Origin of the sequence: Paenibacillus sp. NPDC056933, assembly GCF_042674385.1 — a bacterium.
GTDB lineage: Bacteria > Bacillota > Bacilli > Paenibacillales > Paenibacillaceae > Paenibacillus.
On the sequence record NZ_JBHUQN010000001.1, the window covers coordinates 1,758,009 to 1,784,958 of the forward strand.

Genomic DNA, 26,950 nt, shown 5'->3' on the forward strand with positions numbered 1-26,950 from the left:
GCTCATAATGTTGACGGTTCATGATTCCAAGCAAAAGGTAGTCACTTTGCAAACAAAAGAACTTTTTTTCCTGGCCGGTATTCTCGGTTCAGACCGATTGCTTGGCGTGGAAGATCCGTTCCGCGGGTATATGGCGGAAGATATTGCTTTGGAGTGGGAGCGTGTCAAAACTTCCCTGCTCGACAAAGGGTATCTGATTCAGGATCAGGACAGTAATGAGCTGATCATGACACCGACCGTTTTCTCCAGGGTAGCCATTGCGGGACTGTCCGACAGGGCTTGCTGGATTCGCTACACGCACAGCGGCAAGTCGTATGAAAGTTATGTGCATTGCACGGATGAACGGGTCGTGGAAGTATCCCGTGTTGCTGACGAACCGGATTCCTTCCGGCTAAGCGATCTTGGGAACGTTCGTGAAGCTATTGATTATCTGATTCAAAGGATGAAATGGAGTGGCCATTCTCCTGCGGAGAAACCGGCGCTAATGTGCTCCAAGAAAAAATTCTATGATGTCATGAACGATCTGAAGAACAAAGAAGTACAGGAAGTGACGGATGAGTTGATGCAGGAAACGAGTGATCCCGAGGGGTCGCTTGCACTCGCACGCTGTCTGATGAGCAAGGAGTCAGAGGGGGAACTGCGGTTGCTCGTATGGAACGGAGAAGCTTGGAAATCACAGTCTGCAGCTTTCGCAGCAAGCACGGTTTCCAACTGGTTATTCCGAATGAGCACTGCTGCTTCAGATGATTGGCTTGTCGCAGCACTGACGACGAGAGAACAGTTTCACGAGATGCTGCTGGACTGGCTTAAACAGCCTGCAGGGGAAGAGGAAAGGTGATGGTAAATGCGCATTCGTGTGGAACCGGATGTGCTTCGGGCACTGAGCAGGCAGATTCAGTATGCGGCGGAGCAAATACAGCAAAAGATGACAGTATTGGATCAGGCTATTCATTCGCTGGAGTGGGATCTTGAAGCCCGTGCAGCGATTATGAATGAATGGGATCACAGCAAGCGACTCTGCGAGTCGGCGGTACGTCGTTTTATGGACTTGAGCGTACAGCTGGGACGCAAGGCCTTGTTATTCCAGCAGGTGGACATGGAGTATCGTACAGTGTTGAGTCATGTGAACACAGCCTATGGCAATGCGGTCAATATGTTGAATGTTCTTCAGGCGGAGCGTACAGGAGAAATTATGCCTGCGCATTCGCCAACTACTGCTGTTGTATCCGATCCATTTTCCGCGGTAGCAGCCGTGTACCGTGTACAGGATGCCGCACCGCCTGATGGCTCACCAGCGACCCTGATCCAGGCCATGCAGCCTGAGCCTGTAGCGTGGAGATTCACAGATCCCTCCTATCGGGGAAGAAGAGGAACCGAGCCTGTGGTCTCCTGAGTACATGAGATACAAGGCTGAACAAGCAAAACAGCAGAAAGTGAATTTTTATGTATATAGGCTGTTAGGGGAAGTTTCATTGGCTGAAAATGGGGTAAATAGGATTAGGTCCTTCGGCTTTTGTCCGATCGATTCTTGTATAGTACAATTTGAACACGACAAAATTTAATTGCACAAACCAAGGAGGAATTTACAATGGCAGGACGTATTTTAGTTACCCCAGAGCAGCTTGATCAGGTTTCCAACCAATTCAAACAAAGCGGTGAGCAAAGTCAGCAAATCGTATCTACATTGACTCAATCCATCACAAGCATGGAAGGACAATGGGAAGGTATGACCAAACAACGCTTCTTCCAGGAATTCCAGGAAGCCAGTAAACAAATGCAATCTTTCGTTCAGACGCTGAATAGCATCAGCGCGGAACTGACGGCTATTGCCAACAAATTCCGTACTGCTGACCAAGCTCGCTAATCTGCGATACATAATTCGGGCAGGTTTGATATCTGAATCGCCCAGAATCAAAGGCAGGCAGCAAGCTGAAGCTTTACAACTACAGCAAAAACCGGGCGTTGTCACAGCACCCGGTTTTTGCTGCACTATGACAGAATGACAGAGAGAGGGATAAGCATGTCTTTTCAACCAAATCCCGGGGATGAAGTGGTGATTAACGACATTGCCTATACGATTGGGCAGCATCCGGCTGCACCTGGATTGGCTTATGCCCAAGCCGGAAGGCAGGGTATTGTCTACCAATTGTTACCCCGTAACGGTTCCATAAGTGGGGCCAAAGCACTAAAAGTATTTTTTCCTAAATTTCGTATCCCGGCTATGGTGTATCAGTCTGAGCATATGGAGTCTTATAGTGAACTGCCAGGTTTGCAGGTATGCAAGCGTGATGTGCTCACTCCGGAAAGAAACGGAGCGCTCATTGGAGAACATCCCGATCTGTTGTATGCGGTATTGATGCCATGGGTACAGGGTCTGACCTGGTTCGATGTAATCAGTGATCAGAAACAGCTGACAGCGGAGGAAAGTCTAAAGCTGGCTAGAGCCCTTGCCGGGACTGGTTCGGCCATGGAACAGCGCGGATTGGCCCATTGTGATTTGTCCGCACCCAATGTGATGATTCCGTTTTTTTCCGAAGTGGAGAACCTGAGAGGGGGTTCAGCCGTTGAATTGGTAGACGTAGAGCAGATGTACGGTTCCAGAATGGACCGTCCGGATGCTCTGCTTGCTGGTTCACCTGGTTATGCAGCCCATCGTACAGTGCACAGCGGTTTGTGGAGTGCGTATGCCGACCGTTTTGCCGGAGCAGTCATTATTGCTGAGATGTTAAGCTGGTCTGATGCCACGATTGTGGAAAAGGCATGGGGAGAAAGCTACTTTGATCAACACGAAATGCAGACCGTAAGTGAACGTTATTATGCCATGCGTGAGTCGCTTCAAAAGCGCTGGGGCTCCAAAGTATCCGATCTGTTTATTCGTGCCTGGGAAAGCCATGATCTCAGCAGTTGCCCGACATTTGGTGAGTGGTTTGTAGCGCTGGCATCTGTCGATATCCATCTGGCAGGTGCAGTCGTTGAAGAATCCGAAGCCAAGGATGCAGATCACCAGGATGCGGTAGTTACGAACCAGCTTAAAGGGACGGAATCAGCGATCAGTACTTCGTCGGATAAGCAGGGGGTTCCGGATCCAAGCTTGTCCTCCACCCCACGGGCACCAGGTCAGGAAGCGGTTGTAAATCGTCTCTTCCTACAGGCGAGAGCGCTTGAGGACGAAGGCAAGCCGGCTGCAGCTCTGGAAGTGTATCGTTCGCTGCATCATTTCATTCCTCACAACAGTGCGATGCAGATGGAAGTTGAGGCGGCGATCCAGGAGCTGGACGACAAGCTTAACCCCAAGGATGATCATGCAGGTCAACCGGCGAAGGTTCCTTTTTATCGCTCCAAAAAGTTTATGATTTCTTCAGCGGTGTTGATTGTACTGTTGGCTGGAAGTGTGCCGACGGTTAAAATATTGGCTGATCAGGCCGAGGTTAAACAAAAGGAACAGGAAGCGGCTGCCAAACAGGCGGAACTCCAGGCTGCGGAAGATGCTGAGTCTGCGAAGGCTGCTGCCTTAAAGCAACAGGAAGAAGAAAAGAAACAAAAAGCGGCTGAGGCAGCGAAGCTTGATGCTGAGAAAAAGAAAAAGCTCGCCGAAGCCGAAAAACAGCAGGCCGAGGCCAAGAAGAAGGAAGAAGAGCGTAAAGCGCTACAGGCCAAGTACGACAAACAGGCGAAATATGAGGCATACCTTGCCAAGCAGAAACAACAGAAGCTTGAAGCAGCCAGGAAGGCAGAACAGGAAAAGTACGACAAACAGGCCAAATATGAAGCCTACTTGGTATGGAAGAAAGAAAACGATGCCAGGATTGCAAAGCAGGAAGCCGAACGTAAGGCAGCAGCCGAGGCACAGCGAAAGCAGGAGGCTGCCCAGAAGGCTGCACTTAAGAAAAAGCGTGCCCAGAATGTGGTCACACTGATCGCTCACTACAACAAAACGTATAATGCGCAAAAAGGCAAAAAAATTGAAAATGCCGAATCATACGCGCGTGATTTCAAAAATCTGTACAACACTGATGCGGCTTATTTCAAGGGTGTAGGTAAAGTGGCAGCACGAATGAATGCGATCAATAAATTCCTGAGCAATACCAATTATTCATTACCTAACTTGTAAAATAACGTGAACAACGGAGGTGACTCATCCCAGATGAACTACACGATTCAAGCATCCCAGCGCACACCTGCACTTATTATTTATTTGATTGATATTAGCGCCTCCATGAATATGGTTCTGGAAAACCGTCGGCGGATTGATGTTGTCTATGATGCCTTATCGCTGGCTATTCGCCAAATGGTATTTCGCTCGACGAAGGGAAACCGTTTGACACCCCGTTACAGGATTGCCATTCTGGCATACAGCGATGATGTGTATGATCTGCTGAACGGAATTAAGGGCATCGACGAGATTGCTGCGGTGGGTTCATTGCCTGATTTGACACCGAAAAGATTCTCGGATTCAGCGAAGGCTTTTTTGCAGGCAGAGAAGATTCTGCAGGCTGAAATTCCAAACATGCAGGATTGTCCTGCACCGCTGGTCTGTCATATGACTGATGGGGTAGCCACAGGCGAAGATCCAGAGCCGATTGCCAAAAGGATCATGGGCATGAGTGTGCCTGACGGCAATGTACTCGTAGAGAATATTTTTATATCCGATCATCTGCTGGAAGGTCCGATTGCGGAACCGAGAAGATGGAAGGGCATATCCCAAGAGACGGTGCTTCAGGATGAACACGGGGAGAAGCTGCGCAATATGTCTTCGGTTCTGCCGGAAAGTTATCGTGAGATGTTGGTTGAGGCGGATTACTTGCTTTCACCAGGTGCACTGATGATGCTTCCAGGTACATGTGCAGAACTGGTATCGATCGGATTTCAGATGTCTGCTGCTACGCCGGTGAGATAGGAGGGGAATCATGAGAGCGATGCGTTTGGCAACATTGTCTGCTGGAGGTAAGGGAAGCCATGCCAAGCAACATTCGGGCAGCTTTCGCTATGTCAGTGTCCAGACTGGAGAACAGCCGTTGACCCGTTACCAGGGCGCATTCAAGTGTCGTTATGGGTATGGTAGAGCGGCGGAGACGGTAAATCAGGGAGACACGGGACAGGACTTTGCTGCTGTTCGCATGAATGGCAATGTGTGTACCTTCGTATTATGTGATGGGGTTGGCATGAGTTACCTGGGCGATTTCGCTGCACGTTTTCTGGGGAATGCTTTGCTGGAATGGCTGGAAACGGATCAGCATCCTTCTTCAGTGACGATGGAGCGTCTGCTTCACGACCTGACTGTTCCGGCATCTGAACAGCTGGAGAAGTTGCAGCCTTTGGACAATTCGCCTGTACTGCTGCGGGAAGTGCTGATGGAGAAGCGAAGCAGAGGAAGTCAGGCCATGTACGTGTGTGGACGCATCGAGCTCTCGGGCGGTGCCCGCAAAAGCCGAATGTGGCTTGCCTGGCAGGGTGACTCTCGCATCCGGCTCTGGCGGGGTGGACAGGAGCAGTCGGGAGCTTTCCAGTTACACTGTCGCACGAATGAGCGTTGGTCTACACTGGATGGTCCGGTTGGTGGCAAACCCCATATCTATGAAGCAAAATTGTCCGCAGGTGAACCGATCCGTCTTCAGCTGTATACAGATGGCTTGAATGATCTGGATGCGATCGAGGCTTATATTCCGGATGAACAGATCCAGGTGCTGCTGGATGCCAGACATACCGGAGGGCTTGAAGATGATGCCGCTTTCATTGAGCTGGAGTGGTGAATGTTGCTTGAAAGCATTTCGAGGCGTTCTGATCTCTTTGCTGCGATCGGTGAGGATGATCTGTGAAAAAACTTGCCCCTGTTGATTTAAAAGCCATTCTTTTTGGGTAATCTTGTGAAGAATCTACTTACAGATAGTACATGAACGTACATTCTTACATAATTGCTGAGCGAGAAGGAGTGGAATGGTTAATGACACAGCATAATGGCAAGGCACGGTTCGAAGGCAAAGTTGCAATAATTACGGGGGCTGGCTCCGGGATCGGCAAGGCAGCAGCTCTCAAACTGGCGAGTGAGGGAGCACGTGTGGCACTGCTCGATCTGGTTAATGATCGAATCTCGGAGACGGAAGCAGAAATTAATAAGCTGCATGCAGGGGCGGCAAGAGCCTTCGATGTAGACATCTCCGATCCTGCCCGGGTGGAGAAGGCCGTATTGGAGACCATCGAATTGTTCGGCGGCCTGGATATCGTTTTTGCCAATGCAGGTATTAACGGCGTATCGGCTCCGATTGAAGAGATTCAGGTTGAGGATTGGCAGCAGATTATTACGACGAATCTAAACGGAACCTTTTTTACGATCAAGTATGCACTTCCTCATCTGAAAAAACGCGGTGGAGGCAGCATCATTATTACCAGCTCCATTAATGGCAATCAGCGTTTCTCCAGCTTTGGCATGTCGGCATACAGTACATCGAAGGCAGGACAGGTTGCTTTTGCGAAGATGGCTGCGCTGGAACTGGCCAAGTTCAAAATTCGTGTCAATGTTATCTGTCCGGGAGCGATTGCGACGAATATTGACCAAAGTACGGTCAAAACGGATGAATTGCAGCAAATCGTTATTCCGATGGAATTTCCTGAAGGCCAGCAACCGCTTGCGGACGGGCCGGGTCAGCCTGAGCACGTTGCTGATCTGGTAGCATTCCTGGCTTCTGCGGAATCCAAACACATTACAGGTGCAGAAATCGTCATTGACGGTGCGGAGTCGTTGCTAAGCTAAATGAGCATTTTGCATCCATCCAAGAGCGTCTTTCAATCAGCAAGCTATAGATCGAAATGTTTCTATTCGTCTATACGTTTATGGATCAGGATGCTTCTTCCTGTCCATATTTTGTACCCGAGAGCGAGTTAAATCGAAGGATGCAAATGCTGAAATAGGATGTATCTATAGTGGTCGTTCCTCTGGAACGGCTTTTTTTGTTATAATGCTAACATTCGAATAGACGTGTGGCACATCAATTAGGAGAGATGAGATGAAGACGGATTTACCGATACAACAGATTATCCCTGAGCTGAGACAGTTATTTCAGGATGAGGATACAGGGGTGTTAATTGCGGAACCAGGTGCGGGTAAAACAACCGTTGTCCCACTGGCTATGCTGGATGAGCCATGGGTAGGTGGACGAAAAATCATCATGCTGGAACCCCGCAGACTCGCCGCCCGCTCTGCAGCTGCACGGATGGCGGCTTCACTTGGTGAAAAAGCGGGACAGACCGTAGGATATCGGGTGCGGATGGATACTCGTGTAAGTAAGGCTACTCGCATTGAAGTGGTGACAGAGGGAGTATTAACCCGAATGCTTCAACAGGATCAGGGACTGGAAGATACGGCGATGATTATCTTTGATGAGTTTCATGAGCGTCATTTACATGGTGATCTTGGTTTGGCGCTTGCGCTTGAATCCAGGGCCATGCTGCGTCCTGATTTGAAGCTGCTGGTGATGTCGGCAACGCTGGACCCGGCTCCTGTCTGTGCATTGCTGGGGGAGGGAACTCGATGGATCGATTGCCCGGGGAGGACGTTTCCGGTGGAGACCCGATATATATCCAAACCGGTATCTGCACAGCTGGAGACTTTTACAGCTCAGGCGGTCATTAAGGCACTGTCGGAACAGGAAGGAGATGTGCTGGTTTTCCTTCCAGGTGCAAAAGAAATCCATCGCACAGAACGAGAGTTGTCCAATCTCATGCTTCCTGCCCATGTTCAGATTCATTCCTTATATGGCAGCATGCCGATAGAAAGGCAGGATGAGGCTGTACGCCCTGCAGAAGCAGGCCAACGCAAGGTTGTGCTGTCTACGTCCATTGCCGAATCCAGTCTGACCTTGCCTGGAGTCAAGGTCGTGGTGGATGCGGGCTTGAGTCGGGCGTCGGTATTCTCGCCTCGGACCGGCATGAGCCGGCTTGTCACCTTGCCGGTGTCCAAGGCGTCAGCCGATCAGCGGCGGGGGCGCGCGGGGCGGATTGCACCGGGCATGTGTTACCGGCTATGGAGCGAAGAGGCTCACGGCGCTCTGCCTGATGCAGCAAAGCCGGAGATTGCCTCCGCGGACCTTGCGCCGTTGGCGCTGGAGCTTGCCGCCTGGGGTGTACAGTCCCCTGCAGAGCTGCAGTGGCTGGACACCCCGCCTGATGCCGCCTACGACCAGGCACAGGCGCTGCTGCGCCAGCTGGGCGGCCTGGACGACGCCGGCCGCATCACGCCCTTCGGGCGGCGGATGAACACGCTCGGCGTGCATCCGCGACTGGCCAGCATGCTGCTCCGCGCGGCGGAGCTTGGGCTGGCCAGCTACGCCAGCATGCTGGCGGCACTGCTGCAGGAGCCTGCTGGCCTCCGCAGCAGTGGCAGTGCCGGCGCGGGCACCGATCTGCGCCCGCGCGTGGAAGCGCTGCTGACCGCGGACAGCAGCGGCATGCCGCAAGCGGCAGCGTCTGTCGCAGACGGCGCTGCCGTGCGGCGCATGCTCCAGGAGAGCCGCCAGCTGCGCGCGGCGATCGGCCCGGCGGCCGATCCGGTACGGCCGGATGAGGACAGCTGCGGATGGCTGCTGTCCTATGCATATCCGGACCGGATCGGGCAACGCCGGGAGGACGGCCGCTATCTGCTGAGCAGCGGCCGCGGGGTACGGCTCGCAGCGACAGAATCGCTGAGCCGTTCAATGTACCTGGTCGCAGCCGAGGCCGATGACCAGGGCGCGGATGCGCGCATCCTGCTGGCTGCGCCAGTGCAGGAGAAGAGATTGCTGGACCTTGGCCCCCATATGCTGCATGAAGAGGTGCAGGTGGCCTGGGACCGCAACACCCGAAGTGTGCGTGCGCATAGAAGGCTGCGGATCGGAGCCATTACGATGAAAGAGAGCAGCATTGCACAACCTCCCGAAGATCAGGTACTGGAAGCATTGCTCTCAGGAATACGTATGGAAGGGCTGGATAGTCTGCCTTGGACGAAATCTTCGCGGCAGTTGGCAGACAGGATGCGTTTTTTGCATCATCATTTGCCGGAATGGCCGGATCTCATCGAGGATCATCTGACCGAAGAACTGGCAGATCAACTCCGTCCGTTTCTGACAGGCATGCGATCTGCTGCGGATCTCAAGCGATTGTCGATGCAGGATGTGTTGCTCGGTGGACTGAGCTGGGAACAGCGACAGCAGTTGGATCGTGAAGCTCCTACACATATTCAAGTACCCAGCGGCTCGCGTATTCCGGTGGATTACAGCCGTCCTGATGACCCCACGCTCGCGGTTAGACTACAGGAGATGTTTGGACAGCAAGAGACCCCGCGTATTGGCGGTGGCCGAGTACCTTTGACCATGCATTTGCTGTCCCCGGCGCAGCGGCCTGTACAGGTCACGCGAGATCTGGCCAATTTTTGGCGGGAGACTTATTTTGAGGTCAAGAAAGATTTGAAAGGCCGTTATCCGAAGCATTATTGGCCGGATGATCCGCTCGAAGCGATAGCGACTAACCGCGCCAAGCCGCGATATAGCTAGAATGTGCCTTCAAACCTCAGTCTGAAAGTTGGGCCTGAACGTGCGAGTGTGCGATGAGATTAGGCGGTGGAGAGCTAACGAACCTGAGACGTGTTATACAGGAGTTTGAAGTGTCTGTAGAAGGATAACGAACCTGAGACGTGTTATACAGGAGTTTGAAGCGCCTGCAGAAGTGTAGCGAATCTGAGACACGTTATATCAGAATTAAGGGCCGTTTGTGACGTTTTTTAGGGCGTTTTAGGGAAATAACATGTCTGGCGTTCCTTACGTTTGAAAATTAGAGCATAAGATCCAAATAAGACGTCCTATGTTCTTTAGAAAAAGTAAGCTAATCCCACTTTGTCCACCTGCCCGATTGCTCTGGAAAAAAGCATGCTAATCCCACTTGGACCCTCATGCCCGGGTGCTTCGGCATAGGAGTTAACATCAATATCAGATCAGGTTTGGCATATCAACGGTTACTTGCCTTTGTTCAACTTCGTTTCACACCGCGTGCATCTCCCACCGTGTTACATGCATGGTTGCTTGTTGATACTTCGGTTTTCGGTGCTGTTCCGTGGCCTCTATGGATGTAATATGTCGATTAAAGCGTTTGAAAGAAAACAAGGCGGGTAATAACATAGCGAACCACTCAATTAAATGAGGAGGAATCCACTATGCAGAAGAAAATCGTAGGTGTGTTTAATACAGAACGTGAGGCATCATCGGCCATCGAGGGACTGAAAGCGCAAGGTTTCACTTCAGACGAAATTTCGGTGGTCACACAGGACCGGGATGAACTGAAGGCGATTCGCGAAGAGACAGGCACGAAAGCGCCTGAAGGTGTAGCTGCAGGTGCGGCAACAGGCGGCGTGCTCGGCGGAGTAGCCGGTTTGCTCGCAGGTATCGGGGCACTCGCGATTCCGGGTATAGGTCCTATACTGGCAGCTGGCCCCATTGCCGCAGCCTTTACGGGTGCTGCTGTGGGTGCAGGAGCAGGCGGACTGGTAGGTGGACTCGTAGGTCTCGGTATCCCGGAAGAGGATGCCAGACAGTATGAGGAATACGTGCAAAATGGCAAAATCCTGTTGCTCGTGGACTCCACGGATCGGGACACGGATGTTTATCATGTGTTCAGCACGAACAGTGATTTGAACCGGGACAGCATGGATGTCCACCGAGAAGAGGTGCCAGCTGAGCGCCCGGATCTGGATATGGAAGAGCGGAGAATGGAAGCCCAGAATAAGGCGGCTCGATTTGGCAACAATACTTTTCTATAATTCGTATAACCAAGGATAGGGTTATCTAACTGGAATGATATATTTGATCCATCAGTATGGTCATGAGCCGGTTTCCTTAGAGGAAGCCGGCTTTTGTACCTGTGTTGCATTTTTAAATGAACGCTAGTGCGTCAGGTGTTAATTCTGCCAGGCAGGGAATAACAATACATACAGTAATACGGCAAGAGCCAGTCCGATCACCAGCAGCATCAGTGTCAGAAACCGGATTAATCCGGTGGAAGCCTGGAACGTCTGTGAATTGATCTGATTGCGTTTTCGGTGGTAAGCGGAAGCAGAGCACAGGATGATCGACATACCGCTGACCAGGGAGGTAATACCGATGATGATTGCCGCAATATGAGCCATCCGGTCATATGCTGTGGAACTGAAGCCAAATCCGGCTGCAAGAAAGCCGATCCCGACCATGGCAATGCCGGTACGTACCCAGGCCAGAAAGGTCCGCTCGTTAGCCAGATGCTGTTGTACATATTTGGAGTCCATGGTGGTTAGATCTTGGTCTCTGTCTGAGATGTGAATCACCTCGTTCATCAATATATATGATTTTATTGTACGTCGTTTTCATGGCAAAACCAAGAAAGGAGGCTGTTTGATATGCCTCGTAAAGAACGAATTGCAGAAATTGAAAGTCTGAGGGGAATTGCTTTTGCAGCAGTTGTCCTTCAGCATTCCATAGCTCATTATTCCCTGGTTCCTGAAGCTGGACTGCAAGACGGTGTATTGTTCGCGATCCTGCTGATGCTGTCCAAATTTGCTGTCCCGCTGTTTATTTTTATCACAGGCATGGTACTTTTCTATAATACAGGAGACAAGTTGCACTATGGACGCTTCATGCAAAAGCGATTAACGGACGTTATTGTCCCATATATCATCTGGTCACTGATCTACTTTACACTCTCGCCTCGCGGCTGGAACGGATTTAGTTGGGGAAATATCCCTGACCTTGGTTTAAAATTAATCACGGGTAAAACGACCTCACATTTTTGGTACATCATCATGCTAATTCAGTTTTATCTCTTGTTTCCCCTGTTTTTACGGGCAATCCGATATGTATACAATCGGTACGAGGCTAGGGGGCGCATGATCGCTCTTCTGATCTCTGGTGTTGTGTATCTTGTTCTCGCGGATCAATTGAGAAATATCGCCAAGGTTATGGAAGGGTTGAATATCCCGGTGCTGACGGATGTCTTTACGACTTATGCAGATCGAAATTTTCTGTATTTCTTTTTTTATTTTGTGCTTGGTGCGGCAGCCGGGCTATCGGTCCAACGCTGGAATGAATGGATTCATCGTTTACGCTGGGTTTATTGGTCCGTGTTTATTGTTCTTGGTCTACGGTTTATATATATGTTAATGCTTGAATTCCAGAAGCCGGAGGGCATACAGATTACGTTCTATACCGTCAGTCTTATCCGTCCGGATATGATCATATTCCTGATCGCTTCCATCATGGTGATGTACCAGCTGGCAGGCAAGCTCCATAATGTCAGGGGAACACGATTGCTAGCGTGGATTGGCGGGGTTTCGTACGGGGGTTACCTGATGCATATGCTTGTGTTGCGCTGTAGTTATATTCCAGATGAACAGTTTTATGTGGCACTGGGGTTAAATCCGGTAGTCCGGCTGATCATCACCTGGTTGCTGGCTCTTGCATTATCCTGTGTACTTACATGGCTCATCTCCCGCGCAAGCTGGGGCAAGTGGATTGTCGGAACTGTTCCGAAATCAAAGTCGAAGTCTACTGGATGAGTGAATACATCAATATATGAAAAATTCACAACAGTTAACGCAAATGTCTGCAAAAATATCACCACTTTCACCGTATTAATTTGTGCAGTCAATTGAAATGTACACTTGTAGAATATATTTCAAAATTTCATTACATGAAAAATTCACAACAGAAATCCTCAAATCCTGCTCTTGCTTACGTTCCCGTAACCCATTCATTTTCTCTCTAGCTCTCCTACGCTCAAGGATTAAAGGAAGAAAGACGGATAAAGATGGCAGAAGGGGAACGTAAGTTTTATAATACTAGATATACAGGGCTGACAGGAGGGGATAGAGCGTGGCTTTTATGATTGCGCAGCGGGCATTTATTAAGCTGTATCTGATTACGATGGTCGAACAGCATAGGGGATATGGCTATGAAATGCTGGAGGCAATGAAGCAGGAATTCAAAGCCTACGGTTATGTACCACCCCAGAGCGAAATATACCGGGCGCTGCACGAATTGGTTCAACAGGGTGTCTTTTACCGTACGAAGAAGTTGAAGGGCAATGATCCCAAAGTCGATTTTCAGGAAATTGTTTTATATCACTTCACGGATGATGGTGCGGAGAAAGCCGAATTATATAAAAAACAGGTTAAAGCCGATCTTGATCGTTGTCTCGGGATGTTGCACAAGGCAGAAGAGGACAATTACGGAGCGAAAGGAAGATAAGCATGAACAGACACTTACAGTGGGGCGTACTTGGTACATCCACAATCGCGAAAAATGCAGTCATTCCGGCGATCCAGCAATCCGAGCGTGGTGAGGTCCTGGCAATAGCCAGTCGCAGCAAGGAGAAGGCTGAAGCTCTTGCGAGTGAACTCGATATCGCCAGAGCCTATGGCAGCTATGATGAACTTATTGCTGATCCGGATATTGAAGCCGTCTATATTCCTCTGCCGAACCACCTGCACAAGGAGTGGACGATCAAGGCAGCACAGGCTGGAAAGCATGTTTTATGTGAAAAACCGGCTGCCTTAAATGCGGACGAAGCAGCAGAAATGATTGAGGCATGTCAACAGCATGGCGTTCTTTTTGCAGAAGCGATTATGTATCGGTATCATCCGAAGCATAGACGCGTACAAGAGATTATAGCCAGTGGGGAGATAGGTGCTGTCAGAGCCATCCATGGCAATTTCACCTGTAATACCGCTGATGACAAAGACAATGTGAGATTTAAAAGAGAGATGGGCGGAGGATCATTATTTGATCTTGGCGTATATCCGATCTCGGCAGCCCGTATGTATCTGGGACAGGAGCCGGAAGCTGTGACAGTACACGCTCTATTCTCGGAAGAGCATGATGGTGTCGATATGATGGCTTCAGGACTTGTGGAATTTCCGAATTCGGTAGCGTTAACCTTTGACTGCGGCATGTGGGCCTCTGGACGAGCTGAGATGGAGATTCTCGGTACCGATGGACGGATTGAACTGCCCAAAGTGTTCGGTTGGGAGAACAGTGATATTCCACCGCAAATTATTGTACATACCGATTCCGTCAGCCGTGAGGAACGTGTATCGGTGTCCAACTCCTATGTTTTGCAGGCGGAGACCTTTGCAGCCGCGGTGCTTGAAGGAGAAACGTTACCGTTCAGTCCGCAAAATACGATTCAGAATATGCGTGTCATAGATGCTTGCCTGGAATCGGCCCGAACTCGTCAACGGGTGCAACTGGTTGATTAGATAGGACATGAATCAGACAGGGTTGAAATGATAGACTCCATCCTCCGGGATGTGAGTCTTCTTCTGTGTTTATATGTTATATTTATATATTTTTACAAAAATAACGGTTGGATTTGATATTTCCTCCAAAATGGTGATATGAATAGTCAATAGACGGCTTTTTTACTATAATATAGCAGAACGTAATCTTGGCAGATTGCACACCTTACATCGTTTACATCGTGGCAAGGTTCATCCATTTTGAACTATTGGGAGGCTCCGGCTTCCGTAATTCTGAACGCATTCTAGAGTGGAAAACTAGCAGAGCAATAGAGCAATAAGACAGGTTCATATGAAGACTAAACAAAGCAGACCCATAAGGGAGTCTGTTTTTTTCTTTTTTTCAAACCAACGTAATGTTAAAAAATCGATAGGGACTGAAATTTCAAACGTTAAAAATATTTTCACGAAAGGGTTGATTTTCGCATATCATACGTTAAAATAAAATTAACATTAAAATTATTTTAACGTTGAGGGGCGGAATATTTATGAGCGAAGGTACAGTCGCACGCAAGCAAGGGATCGGGGAATTAATTCGGATCAGGCCTTATGTGCAGTTTATGCTGAGCAAGGTTGTATCCAGATTTGGCGATTCGATTGATTCCATTGCCTATAGCTGGATGGTGTACATTTTGACAGGTTCAAAGCTGCTGATGGGAACACTGCTGGCTGTTAACTTTTTGCCGAGTATCTTTCTGGGGCTGTTTGTCGGAGCACTGGTGGATCGCATGTCGCCCAAAAAGGTGATTGTGCTCACGAATACTGGCCGAGGATTATTTGTTGGCATTACTGCACTTTTGTTTGGTCTGGGTGAGCTGCAAGTCTGGCATCTGTTCGTCATCACCATTCTGAATTCCCTTCTGGAATGCTTCACGTCACCCGCGGAGGTATCCACTGTACCGCGATTACTTCCCAAATCAATGCTGCTGTCCGGTAATGCCATGGCCTCTTCTGTAACCCGGGTCGCAGAACTCGCAGGACTTGCAGTGGCGGGGACATTAATTGCAACAGCAGGGATCACATGGACGATTCTGATCGATGCAGGCTTGTTTGCCTTAAGTGCACTCCTGATGAGCCGTGTGGGTTACCCGAAAGCGTCAACATCATCTAACAATGAAAATTCACCATTCAATTCATCTGATTCTCCTCCAGCAAGAAAAAGTATATTCTCTGAAATGACAGAATCCTTTCATTTTATGCGTAAACATGTGTTGTTACTGATCGTCTCCATTCTGTTTGCCTTCGTTAACTTCTGTCTGATGCCGTTCAATGTCCTTCGCACGCCATATGTCATTGAAACGTTGCACGCCGGAGCGGGAGGATTAAGTCTGCTCAGTGGGCTGATTGTGGCAGGCATGGTACTGAGCGGCTTGTGGCTGTCACATCGAGGATCGAATTACCGTAAAAGTGTGCTGGTCATTGTAGGCATTGTCATGTTGGGGCTCAGTTATGCCATGACTGCACTCCCGGCTTACATGACGTCCTACCAGCTGCCTGTAGCTGCTGTCTTTTGTCTGATGATGGGCATGGGGATTCCACTCGCAACAACACCCCTTGCATCCTATCTCATGGAAGTTACACCTTCCGAGATGCTTGGCAGAGTGTATGCCCTTCAAAGTATGCTGGTTGTGAGTGTGGCACCAATCGGGAGCCTGGTTTCAGGTGCGCTTGCAGATTGGGTGGCATTACCGATTCTGTTTATCGTGTTTGGTGTTTTGCTCGCCATGTCAGCTGCTTTGGTGCTTCTGAGCAAGACTTTCCGCACCGTTCTATAGTAAGGCTTCCTGAAGCCTGTTATCTTCAACCTGTTTTGACCGAAACCCTGTTCGAACGGTATAATATACACATGATGGGCAACAGGTACCCCGGAAATGAGGATACAGGTATGCAGCGCAAAGTACTTTCAACGATTGAAGAAATCAAGGTCTACTCCGATCCGTATCGGATACAGATCCTGAATATGTTTAATAAACAGGGCAGACCCTCTACGGTCAAAGAGATCGCAGACCAGATGGGCGAGGTGCCAGCCAAGGTACATTATCATGTGAAAAAACTGGAGAAAATCGGTCTGCTCACCATCGTATCCACTCGTGAAATTAATGGAATCATCGCCAAATATTATGAGCCCTTCAAAGGAGAAATTCAGCTTCGTAACGAAGATGAAGAGAATTCACCTTTAAAGGAGGTATTTCGTTCCGAAACCTTCAAATTGTTAAATGAAATGTTTGAGCAGAGCCGTCGGCGATTTATGAATCAGGCGGAGAACGGGGACCGTATGTTCATCTCGGATATGACGTTGTATGGTAGCCGGGAAGAAGTAGAGCAGCTGTACAACAATATTACGAAGATGTGTGAACCTTATTTAACGAAAGATAAGCATAGTACGGACCAGGAGGTCTTTCATTTATTCAGTTCCTTATCCAAGGATACGGTGAATAAGCCCGTTTCGGAAACAGATGTGAAATTGAAAAAGAAGGTTTCACCCGATAAGGGCAGGTCTGTTGCAAAAGCGTCAAAACCTGCTAAAAAGCAGAAGAAATCCTCGTCTGGTGGTCAGGCGGAAGAGTAATTGAAGCATATTCATCGGCTTTATTGAAGTTTCGTCTGGGTAAAGATGATATGCTCTACCAAGAAAAAAAGCCGCCATTGGCGGCTTTTTCATGCGTAATTTGGGATGATGGAAGACATGTACCTATATTAGCGTAAACGATCTTAATTCGTTCATAAACTACATGTTTTCATCATAATCTTTCACGTCACGTTTGGCTGCGGTTGCGGGGGAGTTCGATGTGCCATACTCCTCGACGGCTTCCCAGGCGTCAGCGTTATCGAACTTGCCAGCATTGCGCTGTCTTACTTCTCCGGCACCGCTTGGCGGCATCGTCATGACCTCCTCTTCAACGGGCCGTTCGTTGCTTAACTCGCGGTTAGGCGTATCATCGATACAGTAGGCTGTGTAAGGGATTGCCTCAAGTCGTTCGAAGGGAATATCTTTACCACAGGTCACACAGGTGCCATACGTTCCCTGATCGATTCGCTCCAACGCTTCGTTTACCTGATTGAACTCGTCGGTTAACGTATCATCGATCGCCAAGTCACGGCTTCGCTCAAACGTTTCCGTACCGGCGTCTGCCGGGTGATTATCGTATGATGACAGTTCGCCTGTTGAATCTTTCAGGGATTCGGCGGGAGCACCGTCTTCCATGCTGGATTCAAAATGGCGCTGTAGGTTTTCGCGTTGTTCCAAAAGAGCGTTTTTTAGTTGTTGAAGTTGATCTTTGTTTAATGTACTCATAAGAACATGCTCCTTTCCCGCAATGGGGTTGTAGTCAGTCCTTACCCGAATTTCACAAAAAGCAATCAGTTTCGCGTATAAAGAGGGGCGTACGATTTTATATCTGACAGATAATGTGTTATAAAAAATAGAGAGAGAAAATGCGGCGGTATCTGGTGTCCTACCGATGCATACCGCAGCGCGTTTGATAATGGAGGGTTGCCAATATGGATGAGCATATGAAACGAAGATTGGACAAACAAAGACAATTATTCAAGCAATTGGGCGTGCAGCTCGACGCCTTATCCATTCATGAAAAACAATTCAACTATAAACTTCGTGGTTATGATCCGGATGAGGTGGATGCCTATCTGGATTTGGTGATTAAAGATTACGAACGTTTCTATGCCAATATAGCGGATCTGATGGACAAGTGGCAAGAACAGCAGTTAACGATTCGGGATCTGAAATCAACGGCGAAGCCTGTAGAAGATCCAACGAAGATTGATCGCAAACAACTGGATGATATTGTGAAACAGCTGGAATACAGTGTTCGGCAATTAAAAATTAGGGCCCGCCCTGAGCAGGACCTGTTCTCGGAGTAAACTGCACATCTGGGATTATATAAAATCAGCATTTTCCATAATTCGATTATGATCGCTACGGGTACAAGATATATACGAATAGAATCATTTCGATCTATATCTTGCTGATTGGAAGGCGCTCTTTGGGATTTATGCAAAATGCTCAATTAAAAGGTGGTTAATCATGAGTACTCATTTTTCGGTCAGTGTGCATTGTTTGTTGTTGTTGTCTCTCAGCGCGCCTGAACGAATCACTTCGGCATTGATTGCAGGTAGTGTGAATACCAACCCTGTCGTTGTCAGACGTATTTTGGGCGGGTTGAAAAAGGCAGGACTAGTGGACTCTTCACCAGGAACAAGAGGATTCTATCTTGCCAAGCCTTCAAGTGAAATTACATTAGCCATGATCTATCAGGCTGCCAAGGATGAAGGCCCATTGTTTCCGATTCACGGAAACTGCAATCCGAATTGTGATGTGGGCCTCCGGATCGACAGTCTTCTGACCAATCTGTACCAGGTCGCCGAATCAAAGGTGGAACAGTTCTTCGCATCCATTACCCTTGAAGATATGGAGCGTTCCTGTTCCCAGATTGAAGTTCTTCCATCACATGCCGAATAAAGCGTAATATAAGGGAAAGGGAAGGTGTGCTGTACTATGAAAATTATCGTCATCTCGGACACTCATTTACCTCGAAGAGCACGTACGTTACCCGCTCCCCTGGTTGAGGCGCTATCAGATGCTGATCTGATTCTCCATGCGGGGGACTGGTCGGACTGGAGTGTATACAAGCTGCTCAGCGCTTATGCACCCGTTGAAGGTGTTGCAGGCAATACGGACCCGCCTGAAATAAGTCAAAAACTCGGGTTCTCCCGCATCGTTGAGGCGGACGGTTTGCGTCTTGGTCTTGTACATGGTCATCTCGGAACGAATTCTACCGAGCAGAATGCGATCCATACCTTTGCAGGGCAGCAGGTGGATGCCGTGATTTTTGGACACTCGCACATCCCGGTGATGCATACGGTCAATGATGTGCTGATATTTAATCCGGGTTCACCTACGGATCGGCGGCGTCAGCCCCAGTATTCTTTTGGTATTATAACGACACAGATGGGGAAATTGCAGGCGGAACATGTTTTTTTTGATGCAAAATAGAAGTTGAAAACCAGGCATCTCGAATCAGAAGGATCTTCTGTTATTCGAGGTGCTTTTGTTATGTGTATGTTCAAAAGAGAACTTGCAAGTTATCTCTGAATGGGGAATATGGTCTGCTGTTTATCTGTCATTCATCTCTTCGCGTTGACCCCTATGGAGGCATTCGTATGAATGATACAATGCGTTTACAACCATAAATTGAATACGTTTACATAAGGAGATGAATGTTGATGAAGTTATCTGTATTCACTGTAGCCACACCGGACTTGACGGCAGATGAATTAGCTACTGCTGCAGCCGCAGCTGGCATCGAAGGAATTGAATGGAGATATCGCGGAATACCGGCTGATGCTTTGTCAGAAGAACCTTCCTATTGGAGACATAATCGTTGCTCGATCGATCCGGACCAGTGGGAGGAACAGGTACCGGCATTCCGTGAAAAGGCAAAAAAGCATGGCAGACAATCGATTGCATTGGTGCCGTATCTGAGCTGCGGAGATCTGCTTGCTACAGAGCAGGCCTTTCAAGCGGCTAAGGCCTTGGGCGCATCCATGATGCGTGTTGGGGTTCCGGGCTATGATCGCACGACCAGCTACCCTGAATTGTACAAACAAGCCGTGCATTACCTGAGCGAAGTTCAGGAGATGGCACAACAGTATAAGGTAAAGGCTGTAGTAGAAACTCATCATCTAACGATTGCACCCACTGCATCACTGGCTTATCGGCTTGTGCAATCGCTGGACTCACAGCATGTGGGCGTTTTGTACGATCCAGGCAACATGGTCCATGAAGGATATGAGAACCATCGTATGGGACTGGAATTGCTGGGACCTTATCTGGCACATGTGCATGTGAAGAATGCGGCTTGGTTCAAGGATACGCCTAACATGAATTTGAATTCCAATGTGAATGAACAGAGTACAGAAATCTCGCTAACATCAAATTGGCATTGTCAGTGGGCGCCCCTGACCGAAGGCGTGGTGAATTGGTTGCAGGTATTCCGTGACCTGAAATCCGTTGGATATGACGGGTATTACGGCATTGAGGATTTTAGCGGAGTCTTGGAATCGAAGGCGATGTTACAGCATTTTGCAGATGTGTTTGCCGAAATTGAACGTCGTGTGGACGAGGAGGTACAGGTATGAGTTTGGTTCGAGTAGCCGTTATTGGAATTGGGAATATGGGTGCAGCGCATGCCAGAACGTTGGTAGCAGGAGAAGTACCTGGTGCAGAACTGGTGGCTGTGTGTGATGTGAGACAAGAAATGGAGAGCTGGGTATCCAGCAACCTTCCGGCTTCAGTCACCTATTGGCAGGATGCGGAGCAGATGATGTCATCAGGGACGATTGATGCGGTAATTATAGCCACTCCGCATTATGACCATCCCGAAAAGGCCATTCAGGCTTTTCAGTATGGTTTGCATGTCATGATCGAGAAACCTGCCGGAGTATACACCAAACAGGTACGCGAGATGAATGAAGCGGCGGCTGCCAGCGGCAAAGTGTTTTCCATGATGTATAACCAGCGAACCAACCCTTTATATATCAAGTTAAGGGATCTGATTGCCTCGGGAGAACTGGGTGAGGTACGGCGCACCAACTGGATTATTACGAACTGGTATCGCTCTCAGAGCTATTATGATTCGGGCGGCTGGCGGGCAACGTGGGCTGGTGAAGGGGGCGGTGTGCTGATCAACCAGGACCCTCACCAACTGGACCTGTGGCAATGGACTATCGGCATGATGCCCGTTCGTGTGCGGGCCTTCTGTTCATTCGGCAAATACCGGAACATTGAAGTGGAGGATGATGTAACGGCATATGTCGAGTATGAAAATGGAGCAACAGGTGTATTCGTGACCACAACGGGTGAAGCACCAGGAACCAACCGCTTTGAAGTCAATGGGGATCGCGGCAAAATTGTCATTGAAGATGGTCAGTTGACCTTCTGGCGTCTTCGTGAACCTGAACCGGAATTCAATCAGAGATTTACCGGAGGATTTGGACAGCCGGAATGCTGGAAATGCGAGGTGCCGATTACCGGTGTGGAGACCGGACATCCCGGTCTGATTCGCAACTGGATCGATGCCATCCTGAACGGGACTCCGCTCATTGCTCCGGGAGAAGAGGGTATCCATGGTTTAACATTGTCCAATGCCATGCTGCTTTCAACCTGGACGGATAACTGGGTGGATCTGCCGATCGATGAGGATTTGTTCTATGAGCATTTACAGCAGCGGATTGCCAGTTCAAATACAAAGAAAGACAAGGCAGGAAGCAGCAGTCAGCCTGCTGATCTGTCACAGACATTTAAGTAGTGTTAATTTGCACAAATGCAGGATCCAGGGACTCACTTTCAATACGTAATCAGATGAGGCACTAATTGAAATGCCCATAAGGGAAGGATGGATAAGACATGGCAAAAGACGGAATGTTCTATGCTCCAAAGAGTGTGAAAAAAGAGGTTGTATGCGGCCCGGGGGAATTTGTCATCGGGGCAGTTGCACTGGATCACGGGCACATCTATGGTATGGTTGGTGGACTGGTGGAGGCTGGGGCAACGCTCAAATGGGTATACGATCCTGACCCAGCTAAAGTTGAGGCTTTTCGGAAACAGTTCCCGCAGGCACAGGTCGCCGCATCTGAAGCGGCTGTGCTTGCCGACGATGAAGTGCAGCTCGTCGCCGGAGCAGCCATACCATCGGAACGTGCACCACTCGGCATGAGAGTTATGGCCGCAGGCAAGGATTATTTTACCGATAAAGCCCCCTTTACCACACTGGATCAACTGTCCCTTGCACGTCAAGAGGTCAAACGCACTGGGAAAAAGTATATGGTTTATTACAGTGAACGTCTGCATGTGGAGAGTGCAGTCTATGCTGGACAACTGATCGAACAGGGAGCGATCGGCAAGGTTGTCCAGGTGATGGGGACGGGGCCGCATCGATTGAATGCGGGTGGTCGGCCTGAATGGTTCTTCCAGCATGAAAAGTATGGCGGCATCCTCTGTGATATTGGAAGTCATCAGATTGAGCAGTTTCTGACCTTTGCTTCATGTACGGATGCAGAGGTAGGGTTCAGCAGGGTGCATAACTTCAATCATCCACAATTCCCGGAACTGGAGGACTTTGGGGAAGCATCACTAATAGGCAACAACGGGGCTTCCGGTTACTTCCGCGTAGACTGGTTTACACCGGATGGTCTGGGTACCTGGGGCGATGGGCGAACGGTTATTTTGGGAACAGACGGTTACATTGAGCTGCGTAAGTATATCGACGTGGCGAGGGAGCGTGAAGGCGATCAGGTGTATCTGGTTAACCATGAAGGGGAATATCGCTATAGTGTCAAAGGACAGGTCGGTTATCCGTTCTTCGGAGAACTGATCCGGGATTGTCTAGATCGAACAGAAATCGCGATGACACAGGAGCATGCGTTTAAAGCGGCAGAACTCTGTTTGATTGCGCAGCATAAGGCGATGAGTGAGAGAGTGGTATGGAGCAGTGGTGCGAAATAAGCTAGTCTATTTAAAATAGTAATAGAATATGTAGGGGAGAGCGGCTGATGCAATGGTCGCTCTTTTGTTTGTTGTAGTACCTTCGCAAATGGAATAATATGGTTTATTATGTATGTAGTTCAGAAATTGAGCTGATTGTGTGGTGTTTACGAAGTACATAAATTAGATGTTATAGGAAATCAGCGTCAGAGCATAAAGACGAAAATTCTTTAGTAAGCAGGTGAAGACTTTGAACCTCGATTTTATTATTCTCCACGGTTCGCCTGGGAATGGAAAGACAACATTGTCCCAGAGATTACATGAACACTTTAGGACTCCATATTTTGAATTTGGTTGGATTCCAGAATTTCGCTCTCTAGCACCTTCAGTTCAGATCACTCAAAAAGAAGAAGAACAATTAGCATTTGAGAATTTGATGTTGGTCGTAAAAAACTATAATCGTCATGGGTTTAAGCATATTATTATTACAGATCTGAATGATATTAGAATGTTGGATATTCCTAAAGAATTTGAAGGGTATAACTATACTATTTTGACACTTTGTAGTGATCAAGATGAAGTGATTAAATATAGAATTCTAAATAGAGATAACGGGAATAGTTACACTGATTGGGAAACTTCTATAAAAATGAACTCCCTCATTAGGGGAAGGAACAAACTCCCGAATGAATATCGAATAATAAATTCAAGTAGTGATGTAGAAACTACATTTCAAGAAATATTAAAGGTGTTGGAAAACCATGTGCCATCAAGAACTAATAAAATTGATGTGAGAGAAGATGACTTTTATAGCTATATTAACAATTGAATGAATCTGTGGGTGAATCAATCAAGACGCTGACATCCTATAACAATATATTCACGTATCGGGCATACGCCCTCGGTCCGGCAGAAGTTAGAAGTGGATTCGAAGGGGCATTTCAGTTTCGAGGAAGCATAGACATCCGGACACATCTATCCCCCTAAGATAGGAGCTATCTAGGGGGGGACGACGTCGTGAATACAGAAACGTTAAGTGAAATTACTGAAGAGAGGGAAAGTACTTGATTTTAGAATATTTAGATACATATGCTCAGAAGGCTTATCGAGAGGTTACTTCAATAATAACTTGTCCAACTTTTTTGTTTTCTAATGACCCTACTCTAACCAGAAATGAAGCAAATTATAATTACGTGTACATCCATGGATTCAATAGACTTATAAAGAATAATAGAATATCATCAGATCAATTGATCGAAGTGTTTTCTTTTCTTGAGAAAGAAATAGAGGTATACCTTATGAAGCACTACACAGGTAAAAATTTTATGTATTACTTGAAGGCGGATGCTCTAGTCCCGGCATTTACAATAACAATTGTATCGCATTATGAAGTTAAGGAAGTGCAAGAAAGTGTATCTTTATTTGAATTAATTGATTGGTACAAAGAAAATGCATGTTTTGATGGATTGGAGATAACTGCGAGACAGATAAGTGATGAAAGTAAAGAAGCAGAGTTTAAAGGAGCTTCTCCGGATTCAGTAAAAACATATACAAAGACAATTAATACCTAGATAGCAATTCAAAGAGGTTCGTAACTCCACTCAACATAATATTCACACATCGGGCATACGCCCTCGGTGCGGCAGAGGGATTTCAGCGAAGCAGAAGCAGCCGGACACATCCGACTCCGTCGGACGTCGTGAATACAGAACGTTATACGACAGAACGGAGAGATGAATCTTTAAAGGGTATGCCAATTGAGTAATGCTAGGAGATTAAGTTGTGAACGAATATATTAAGGGTAATCGGAATTTCATGGTGTAGTTATCAACCATTCGTTTTTTATTGATTGTACTAATCTTGTAATAGTTAGATTAATGGTAAATATGCATTAACCAAAAAAACAGAGCGAAAGGATATTATCCCTTATGAAATTATCAATGAACGAGCAATCGACTCATGACATTCGACTTGCCCGCTATGCCGCCATGTCCACTGCCTTAAGTCTGTTAAGTGATGAGCAACTTAGCAAGCGAGTGGAAAAAGCTACGGTTCTAAATACTGGTATTGGCGGTACAACGGCTTTCTTACAAATTGATGATACACCCGTGTTCGTGAAAATGGTGCCGCTTACGGAACTAGAAAGCCACTCCGAAAATTATATGTCTACTAGAAACGCGTTCAATCTTCCTCCGTATTGCCACTATGGGATAGGTTCACCAGGTGGTGGAGTGTGGCGTGAGGTCGCTGCCCATACAATGACCACCAACTGGGTTCTGGCGAGACAGTGTGAGAACTTCCCCCTAATGTGTCACTGGCGGGTGTTAAAAAGCTCAGAACGGCGTAATCCAATCTCTGAGGAACTGAGCGATGTTTCCAAAATGGTTGAGTTTTGGGGTACTTCAAAAATACAGGATCGTATTGAGGCCCTTGAGCAATCCAACTACAATGTTGTACTGTTTTGTGAGTACGTAGCTTATAACCTGCATAACTGGCTTACCGAACAGGTCGCTATTGGTGAGAATGCAGCCAATTCAGCGTTTGCCTTGTTGGACTCAAACTTGCTCTCAACGGTCTCCTTTATGAGTGCTAACGGATTACTACATTTCGACGTTCACTTTAACAATGTTTTAACCGACGGACACCGTGTGTATATTTCGGACTTCGGACTTGCAACGTCTTCTCGATTTGAACTGTCAGATTCCGAATTGGAGTTTTTTGAATTGAACAAGACTCATGATGGATGTTATGTGGCAACACAAATAGTGAACTGGCTTGTAGCAGCATTGACTGGTAAGATGAACCGTTCTGAACGAATCGAATTCATACGTCGTTGTGCTGAGGGTAAGGAATTCCTAGAAGTGATGGATTCGGCAGCGGAGATTATAATGCGGTACGCTCCAATAGCTGTAGTGATTAATGATTTCTACACAAATCTCGTTTCGAAGAACAGGAATACATCGTTTCCAGTTGAGGAGATTGAACGGGTCTGTATGAAAACTGGGTTCCAGCTACCCTTCTCGAATCCCAGGCTTGTCTAGTCTACTTTAGATTTCGATTGTTAAAACATTATTGGAGCTGAATTTGGATGTTGCTCAATAATTTTTAAATCACTCAGTGTTTGCTGTTGTCATTCAATACAAAGTTGAAATAGTTGGCATGGAAAGAATAGAGTTGATGAGATTTCAGAGTGCTTAATGGAAAAAGCACCAGAAAAATCATTTATAGGATAAAAAGTTCGGATTTAATAAGCATTAAGGAATGACAGGGATGTTTGGAGTCCATTCATGAGAGTGAAATAAAGTTAATGTGGAAGTAACTCAAAGTTCCGTCGTATAACATAATATTCACGCTACGGATTGGCTGTTGCCGACCCTTGGTCCACCCGGAGCGATAAGCAAGGGAGCGGAGTCAGGCGGACACATCCAACTCCCTAAGATAAGAGCTATCTAAGGGAGATGGACGTCGTGAATACAGGAACGTTATACGAAATTGGCGCAAGATATTAAGAACAGGGGTGATTACCATTAAGTTCATACTGATATTTGGCCCACAGGCCGTCGGGAAGATGACGGTTGGTCATGAATTAACGAAAATAACGGAATTGAAATTGTTTCACAATCATATGTCTATCGAGCTGTTTCATCCCTTTTTTGGTTTTGGTAGTGAAACTTGGAGGTTATCAAGTATCGTAAGAAGAGAGCTTTTTGAATCGTTCGCAAGCAGCAACCAGTATGGACTTATTTTTACTTACGTTTGGGGGTTTGACCTTCAGGAGGACTGGGAATTCGTCAAGCACACATGTAACATGTTTGAAACGAAAGGAGCAGAAATTTATTTTGTTGAATTAGAGTCAAATATAGAAGAAAGATTAAAACGAAATACAACAGCGTTTAGACTTGATCAAAAACCAACAAAAAGAAATATTGAACATTCTGAAATGGACTTAATCAACACGATGGAAAAATATAGACTCAATTCAAAAGAGGGAGAAATTACTAGAGAGAACTATCTGAGAATCAATAATACAAATTTAAGTGCAGATGAAGTCGCAAGATTAATTAAAGATGAATTTAATTTATAGTCGTGTGAGTAATTCAAGAAGGCACCAACATCTTATAACAACATATTCAAGCTGCGGCTACACCTTGGTCACAATGATG

26 protein-coding genes are annotated in these 26,950 nt (G+C 47.5%); 24 read left to right on the plus strand and 2 right to left on the minus strand.

Annotation, left to right across the window (positions count from 1 at the left end; genetic code table 11):
• Nucleotides 1-7: 7 nt before the first annotated feature.
• The 9 genes from ACFTRD_RS08020 (at nt 8) to ACFTRD_RS08060 (ending at nt 10,780) form a co-directional block, all read left to right on the plus strand.
• Nucleotides 8-838, plus strand: coding sequence for a hypothetical protein (locus ACFTRD_RS08020; RefSeq protein WP_379378619.1), 831 nt, complete (start codon nt 8-10; stop codon nt 836-838).
• A 6-nt stretch (nt 839-844) separates the two neighbouring features.
• On the plus strand, nt 845-1,393 hold the full coding sequence (locus ACFTRD_RS08025; protein WP_192266456.1) for a WXG100 family type VII secretion target: 549 nt from the start codon (nt 845-847) through the stop codon (nt 1,391-1,393).
• A 195-nt stretch (nt 1,394-1,588) separates the two neighbouring features.
• Nucleotides 1,589-1,864 carry a WXG100 family type VII secretion target gene (locus ACFTRD_RS08030; protein ID WP_017689071.1) on the plus strand — a complete coding sequence of 92 codons (276 nt, stop codon included), beginning with the start codon at nt 1,589-1,591 and terminating at the stop codon, nt 1,862-1,864.
• A 156-nt stretch (nt 1,865-2,020) separates the two neighbouring features.
• The gene (locus ACFTRD_RS08035; RefSeq protein WP_379378622.1) at nt 2,021-4,111 is read left to right on the plus strand and encodes a serine/threonine-protein kinase; all 2,091 of its coding nucleotides are present in this window, start codon (nt 2,021-2,023) and stop codon (nt 4,109-4,111) included.
• Between the two features lie 33 nt (nt 4,112-4,144).
• The gene (locus ACFTRD_RS08040; protein ID WP_062326150.1) at nt 4,145-4,897 is read left to right on the plus strand and encodes a vWA domain-containing protein; all 753 of its coding nucleotides are present in this window, start codon (nt 4,145-4,147) and stop codon (nt 4,895-4,897) included.
• A 10-nt stretch (nt 4,898-4,907) separates the two neighbouring features.
• Nucleotides 4,908-5,750 carry a hypothetical protein gene (locus ACFTRD_RS08045; protein ID WP_379378625.1) on the plus strand — a complete coding sequence of 281 codons (843 nt, stop codon included), beginning with the start codon at nt 4,908-4,910 and terminating at the stop codon, nt 5,748-5,750.
• Between the two features lie 191 nt (nt 5,751-5,941).
• Nucleotides 5,942-6,748 carry an SDR family oxidoreductase gene (locus ACFTRD_RS08050; protein WP_379378627.1) on the plus strand — a complete coding sequence of 269 codons (807 nt, stop codon included), beginning with the start codon at nt 5,942-5,944 and terminating at the stop codon, nt 6,746-6,748.
• Nucleotides 6,749-7,001: 253 nt separating this feature from the next.
• Complete coding sequence (gene hrpB, locus ACFTRD_RS08055; protein ID WP_379378629.1) at nt 7,002-9,521, plus strand: ATP-dependent helicase HrpB; 2,520 nt, start codon at nt 7,002-7,004, stop codon at nt 9,519-9,521.
• 656 nt (nt 9,522-10,177) lie between these two features.
• Nucleotides 10,178-10,780 carry a general stress protein gene (locus ACFTRD_RS08060; protein WP_379378631.1) on the plus strand — a complete coding sequence of 201 codons (603 nt, stop codon included), beginning with the start codon at nt 10,178-10,180 and terminating at the stop codon, nt 10,778-10,780.
• Between the two features lie 138 nt (nt 10,781-10,918).
• Here ACFTRD_RS08060 and ACFTRD_RS08065 read toward each other — a convergent pair whose 3' ends face one another.
• Complete coding sequence (locus ACFTRD_RS08065; RefSeq protein WP_379378633.1) at nt 10,919-11,281, minus strand: YidH family protein; 363 nt, start codon at nt 11,279-11,281, stop codon at nt 10,919-10,921.
• A gap of 111 nt (nt 11,282-11,392) precedes the next feature.
• Between ACFTRD_RS08065 and ACFTRD_RS08070 the strand changes: the two genes are divergently transcribed.
• From ACFTRD_RS08070 to ACFTRD_RS08090, 5 genes are all read left to right on the plus strand, one after another.
• Complete coding sequence (locus tag ACFTRD_RS08070) at nt 11,393-12,547, plus strand: acyltransferase (protein WP_379378634.1); 1,155 nt, start codon at nt 11,393-11,395, stop codon at nt 12,545-12,547.
• A 316-nt stretch (nt 12,548-12,863) separates the two neighbouring features.
• A complete protein-coding gene (locus ACFTRD_RS08075; RefSeq protein WP_192266476.1) occupies nt 12,864-13,238 on the plus strand; it encodes a replication termination protein in 375 nt (124 codons plus the stop codon).
• A 2-nt stretch (nt 13,239-13,240) separates the two neighbouring features.
• Nucleotides 13,241-14,248 carry a Gfo/Idh/MocA family protein gene (locus ACFTRD_RS08080; RefSeq protein ID WP_379378637.1) on the plus strand — a complete coding sequence of 336 codons (1,008 nt, stop codon included), beginning with the start codon at nt 13,241-13,243 and terminating at the stop codon, nt 14,246-14,248.
• A 527-nt stretch (nt 14,249-14,775) separates the two neighbouring features.
• Nucleotides 14,776-16,062: an MFS transporter gene (locus ACFTRD_RS08085; protein WP_379378639.1), complete on the plus strand. Its 1,287-nt coding sequence runs from the start codon at nt 14,776-14,778 to the stop codon at nt 16,060-16,062.
• Nucleotides 16,063-16,172: 110 nt separating this feature from the next.
• On the plus strand, nt 16,173-16,856 hold the full coding sequence (locus ACFTRD_RS08090) for an ArsR/SmtB family transcription factor (protein WP_379378641.1): 684 nt from the start codon (nt 16,173-16,175) through the stop codon (nt 16,854-16,856).
• 159 nt (nt 16,857-17,015) lie between these two features.
• Here ACFTRD_RS08090 and ACFTRD_RS08095 read toward each other — a convergent pair whose 3' ends face one another.
• Nucleotides 17,016-17,582: a TraR/DksA C4-type zinc finger protein gene (locus ACFTRD_RS08095; protein WP_379378643.1), complete on the minus strand. Its 567-nt coding sequence runs from the start codon at nt 17,580-17,582 to the stop codon at nt 17,016-17,018.
• A 206-nt stretch (nt 17,583-17,788) separates the two neighbouring features.
• Between ACFTRD_RS08095 and ACFTRD_RS08100 the strand changes: the two genes are divergently transcribed.
• The 10 genes from ACFTRD_RS08100 (at nt 17,789) to ACFTRD_RS08145 (ending at nt 26,871) form a co-directional block, all read left to right on the plus strand.
• The gene (locus ACFTRD_RS08100; protein WP_062326163.1) at nt 17,789-18,166 is read left to right on the plus strand and encodes a DivIVA domain-containing protein; all 378 of its coding nucleotides are present in this window, start codon (nt 17,789-17,791) and stop codon (nt 18,164-18,166) included.
• A gap of 163 nt (nt 18,167-18,329) precedes the next feature.
• Complete coding sequence (locus ACFTRD_RS08105) at nt 18,330-18,764, plus strand: Rrf2 family transcriptional regulator (protein WP_379378645.1); 435 nt, start codon at nt 18,330-18,332, stop codon at nt 18,762-18,764.
• Nucleotides 18,765-18,800: 36 nt separating this feature from the next.
• Entirely contained in the window at nt 18,801-19,298 is a 498-nt protein-coding gene (locus ACFTRD_RS08110) for a metallophosphoesterase family protein (RefSeq protein WP_379378647.1), read from the plus strand.
• A 230-nt stretch (nt 19,299-19,528) separates the two neighbouring features.
• Complete coding sequence (locus tag ACFTRD_RS08115; RefSeq protein WP_379378649.1) at nt 19,529-20,443, plus strand: sugar phosphate isomerase/epimerase family protein; 915 nt, start codon at nt 19,529-19,531, stop codon at nt 20,441-20,443.
• A complete protein-coding gene (locus ACFTRD_RS08120; RefSeq protein WP_379378651.1) occupies nt 20,440-21,612 on the plus strand; it encodes a Gfo/Idh/MocA family protein in 1,173 nt (390 codons plus the stop codon). Before ACFTRD_RS08115 ends, ACFTRD_RS08120 begins: the two co-directional genes overlap by 4 nt.
• 98 nt (nt 21,613-21,710) lie before the next feature.
• Nucleotides 21,711-22,808: a Gfo/Idh/MocA family protein gene (locus tag ACFTRD_RS08125; protein ID WP_379378653.1), complete on the plus strand. Its 1,098-nt coding sequence runs from the start codon at nt 21,711-21,713 to the stop codon at nt 22,806-22,808.
• 229 nt (nt 22,809-23,037) lie between these two features.
• Entirely contained in the window at nt 23,038-23,616 is a 579-nt protein-coding gene (locus ACFTRD_RS08130) for a DEAD/DEAH box helicase family protein (protein WP_379378655.1), read from the plus strand.
• Nucleotides 23,617-23,851: 235 nt separating this feature from the next.
• Entirely contained in the window at nt 23,852-24,358 is a 507-nt protein-coding gene (locus tag ACFTRD_RS08135; protein WP_379378657.1) for a hypothetical protein, read from the plus strand.
• A gap of 357 nt (nt 24,359-24,715) precedes the next feature.
• Complete coding sequence (locus ACFTRD_RS08140; RefSeq protein ID WP_379378659.1) at nt 24,716-25,828, plus strand: protein kinase domain-containing protein; 1,113 nt, start codon at nt 24,716-24,718, stop codon at nt 25,826-25,828.
• A 485-nt stretch (nt 25,829-26,313) separates the two neighbouring features.
• Nucleotides 26,314-26,871, plus strand: coding sequence for a DEAD/DEAH box helicase family protein (locus ACFTRD_RS08145; RefSeq protein WP_379381232.1), 558 nt, complete (start codon nt 26,314-26,316; stop codon nt 26,869-26,871).
• Nucleotides 26,872-26,950: the final 79 nt, after the last annotated feature.

What these genes read in the sequence shown, in the direction of transcription:
- ACFTRD_RS08020 (WP_379378619.1), top strand. Translation starts at nt 8, where the DNA reads ATGTTGACGGTTCATGATTCCAAGCAAAAGGTAGTCACTTTGCAAACA.
- ACFTRD_RS08025 (WP_192266456.1), top strand. Translation starts at nt 845, where the DNA reads ATGCGCATTCGTGTGGAACCGGATGTGCTTCGGGCACTGAGCAGGCAG.
- ACFTRD_RS08030 (WP_017689071.1), top strand. Translation starts at nt 1,589, where the DNA reads ATGGCAGGACGTATTTTAGTTACCCCAGAGCAGCTTGATCAGGTTTCC.
- ACFTRD_RS08035 (WP_379378622.1), top strand. Translation starts at nt 2,021, where the DNA reads ATGTCTTTTCAACCAAATCCCGGGGATGAAGTGGTGATTAACGACATT.
- ACFTRD_RS08040 (WP_062326150.1), top strand. Translation starts at nt 4,145, where the DNA reads ATGAACTACACGATTCAAGCATCCCAGCGCACACCTGCACTTATTATT.
- ACFTRD_RS08045 (WP_379378625.1), top strand. Translation starts at nt 4,908, where the DNA reads ATGAGAGCGATGCGTTTGGCAACATTGTCTGCTGGAGGTAAGGGAAGC.
- ACFTRD_RS08050 (WP_379378627.1), top strand. Translation starts at nt 5,942, where the DNA reads ATGACACAGCATAATGGCAAGGCACGGTTCGAAGGCAAAGTTGCAATA.
- hrpB (WP_379378629.1), top strand. Translation starts at nt 7,002, where the DNA reads ATGAAGACGGATTTACCGATACAACAGATTATCCCTGAGCTGAGACAG.
- ACFTRD_RS08060 (WP_379378631.1), top strand. Translation starts at nt 10,178, where the DNA reads ATGCAGAAGAAAATCGTAGGTGTGTTTAATACAGAACGTGAGGCATCA.
- ACFTRD_RS08065 (WP_379378633.1), bottom strand. Translation starts at nt 11,281, where the DNA reads ATGGACTCCAAATATGTACAACAGCATCTGGCTAACGAGCGGACCTTT.
- ACFTRD_RS08070 (WP_379378634.1), top strand. Translation starts at nt 11,393, where the DNA reads ATGCCTCGTAAAGAACGAATTGCAGAAATTGAAAGTCTGAGGGGAATT.
- ACFTRD_RS08080 (WP_379378637.1), top strand. Translation starts at nt 13,241, where the DNA reads ATGAACAGACACTTACAGTGGGGCGTACTTGGTACATCCACAATCGCG.
- ACFTRD_RS08085 (WP_379378639.1), top strand. Translation starts at nt 14,776, where the DNA reads ATGAGCGAAGGTACAGTCGCACGCAAGCAAGGGATCGGGGAATTAATT.
- ACFTRD_RS08090 (WP_379378641.1), top strand. Translation starts at nt 16,173, where the DNA reads ATGCAGCGCAAAGTACTTTCAACGATTGAAGAAATCAAGGTCTACTCC.
- ACFTRD_RS08095 (WP_379378643.1), bottom strand. Translation starts at nt 17,582, where the DNA reads ATGAGTACATTAAACAAAGATCAACTTCAACAACTAAAAAACGCTCTT.
- ACFTRD_RS08100 (WP_062326163.1), top strand. Translation starts at nt 17,789, where the DNA reads ATGGATGAGCATATGAAACGAAGATTGGACAAACAAAGACAATTATTC.
- ACFTRD_RS08105 (WP_379378645.1), top strand. Translation starts at nt 18,330, where the DNA reads ATGAGTACTCATTTTTCGGTCAGTGTGCATTGTTTGTTGTTGTTGTCT.
- ACFTRD_RS08110 (WP_379378647.1), top strand. Translation starts at nt 18,801, where the DNA reads ATGAAAATTATCGTCATCTCGGACACTCATTTACCTCGAAGAGCACGT.
- ACFTRD_RS08115 (WP_379378649.1), top strand. Translation starts at nt 19,529, where the DNA reads ATGAAGTTATCTGTATTCACTGTAGCCACACCGGACTTGACGGCAGAT.
- ACFTRD_RS08120 (WP_379378651.1), top strand. Translation starts at nt 20,440, where the DNA reads ATGAGTTTGGTTCGAGTAGCCGTTATTGGAATTGGGAATATGGGTGCA.
- ACFTRD_RS08125 (WP_379378653.1), top strand. Translation starts at nt 21,711, where the DNA reads ATGGCAAAAGACGGAATGTTCTATGCTCCAAAGAGTGTGAAAAAAGAG.
- ACFTRD_RS08140 (WP_379378659.1), top strand. Translation starts at nt 24,716, where the DNA reads ATGAAATTATCAATGAACGAGCAATCGACTCATGACATTCGACTTGCC.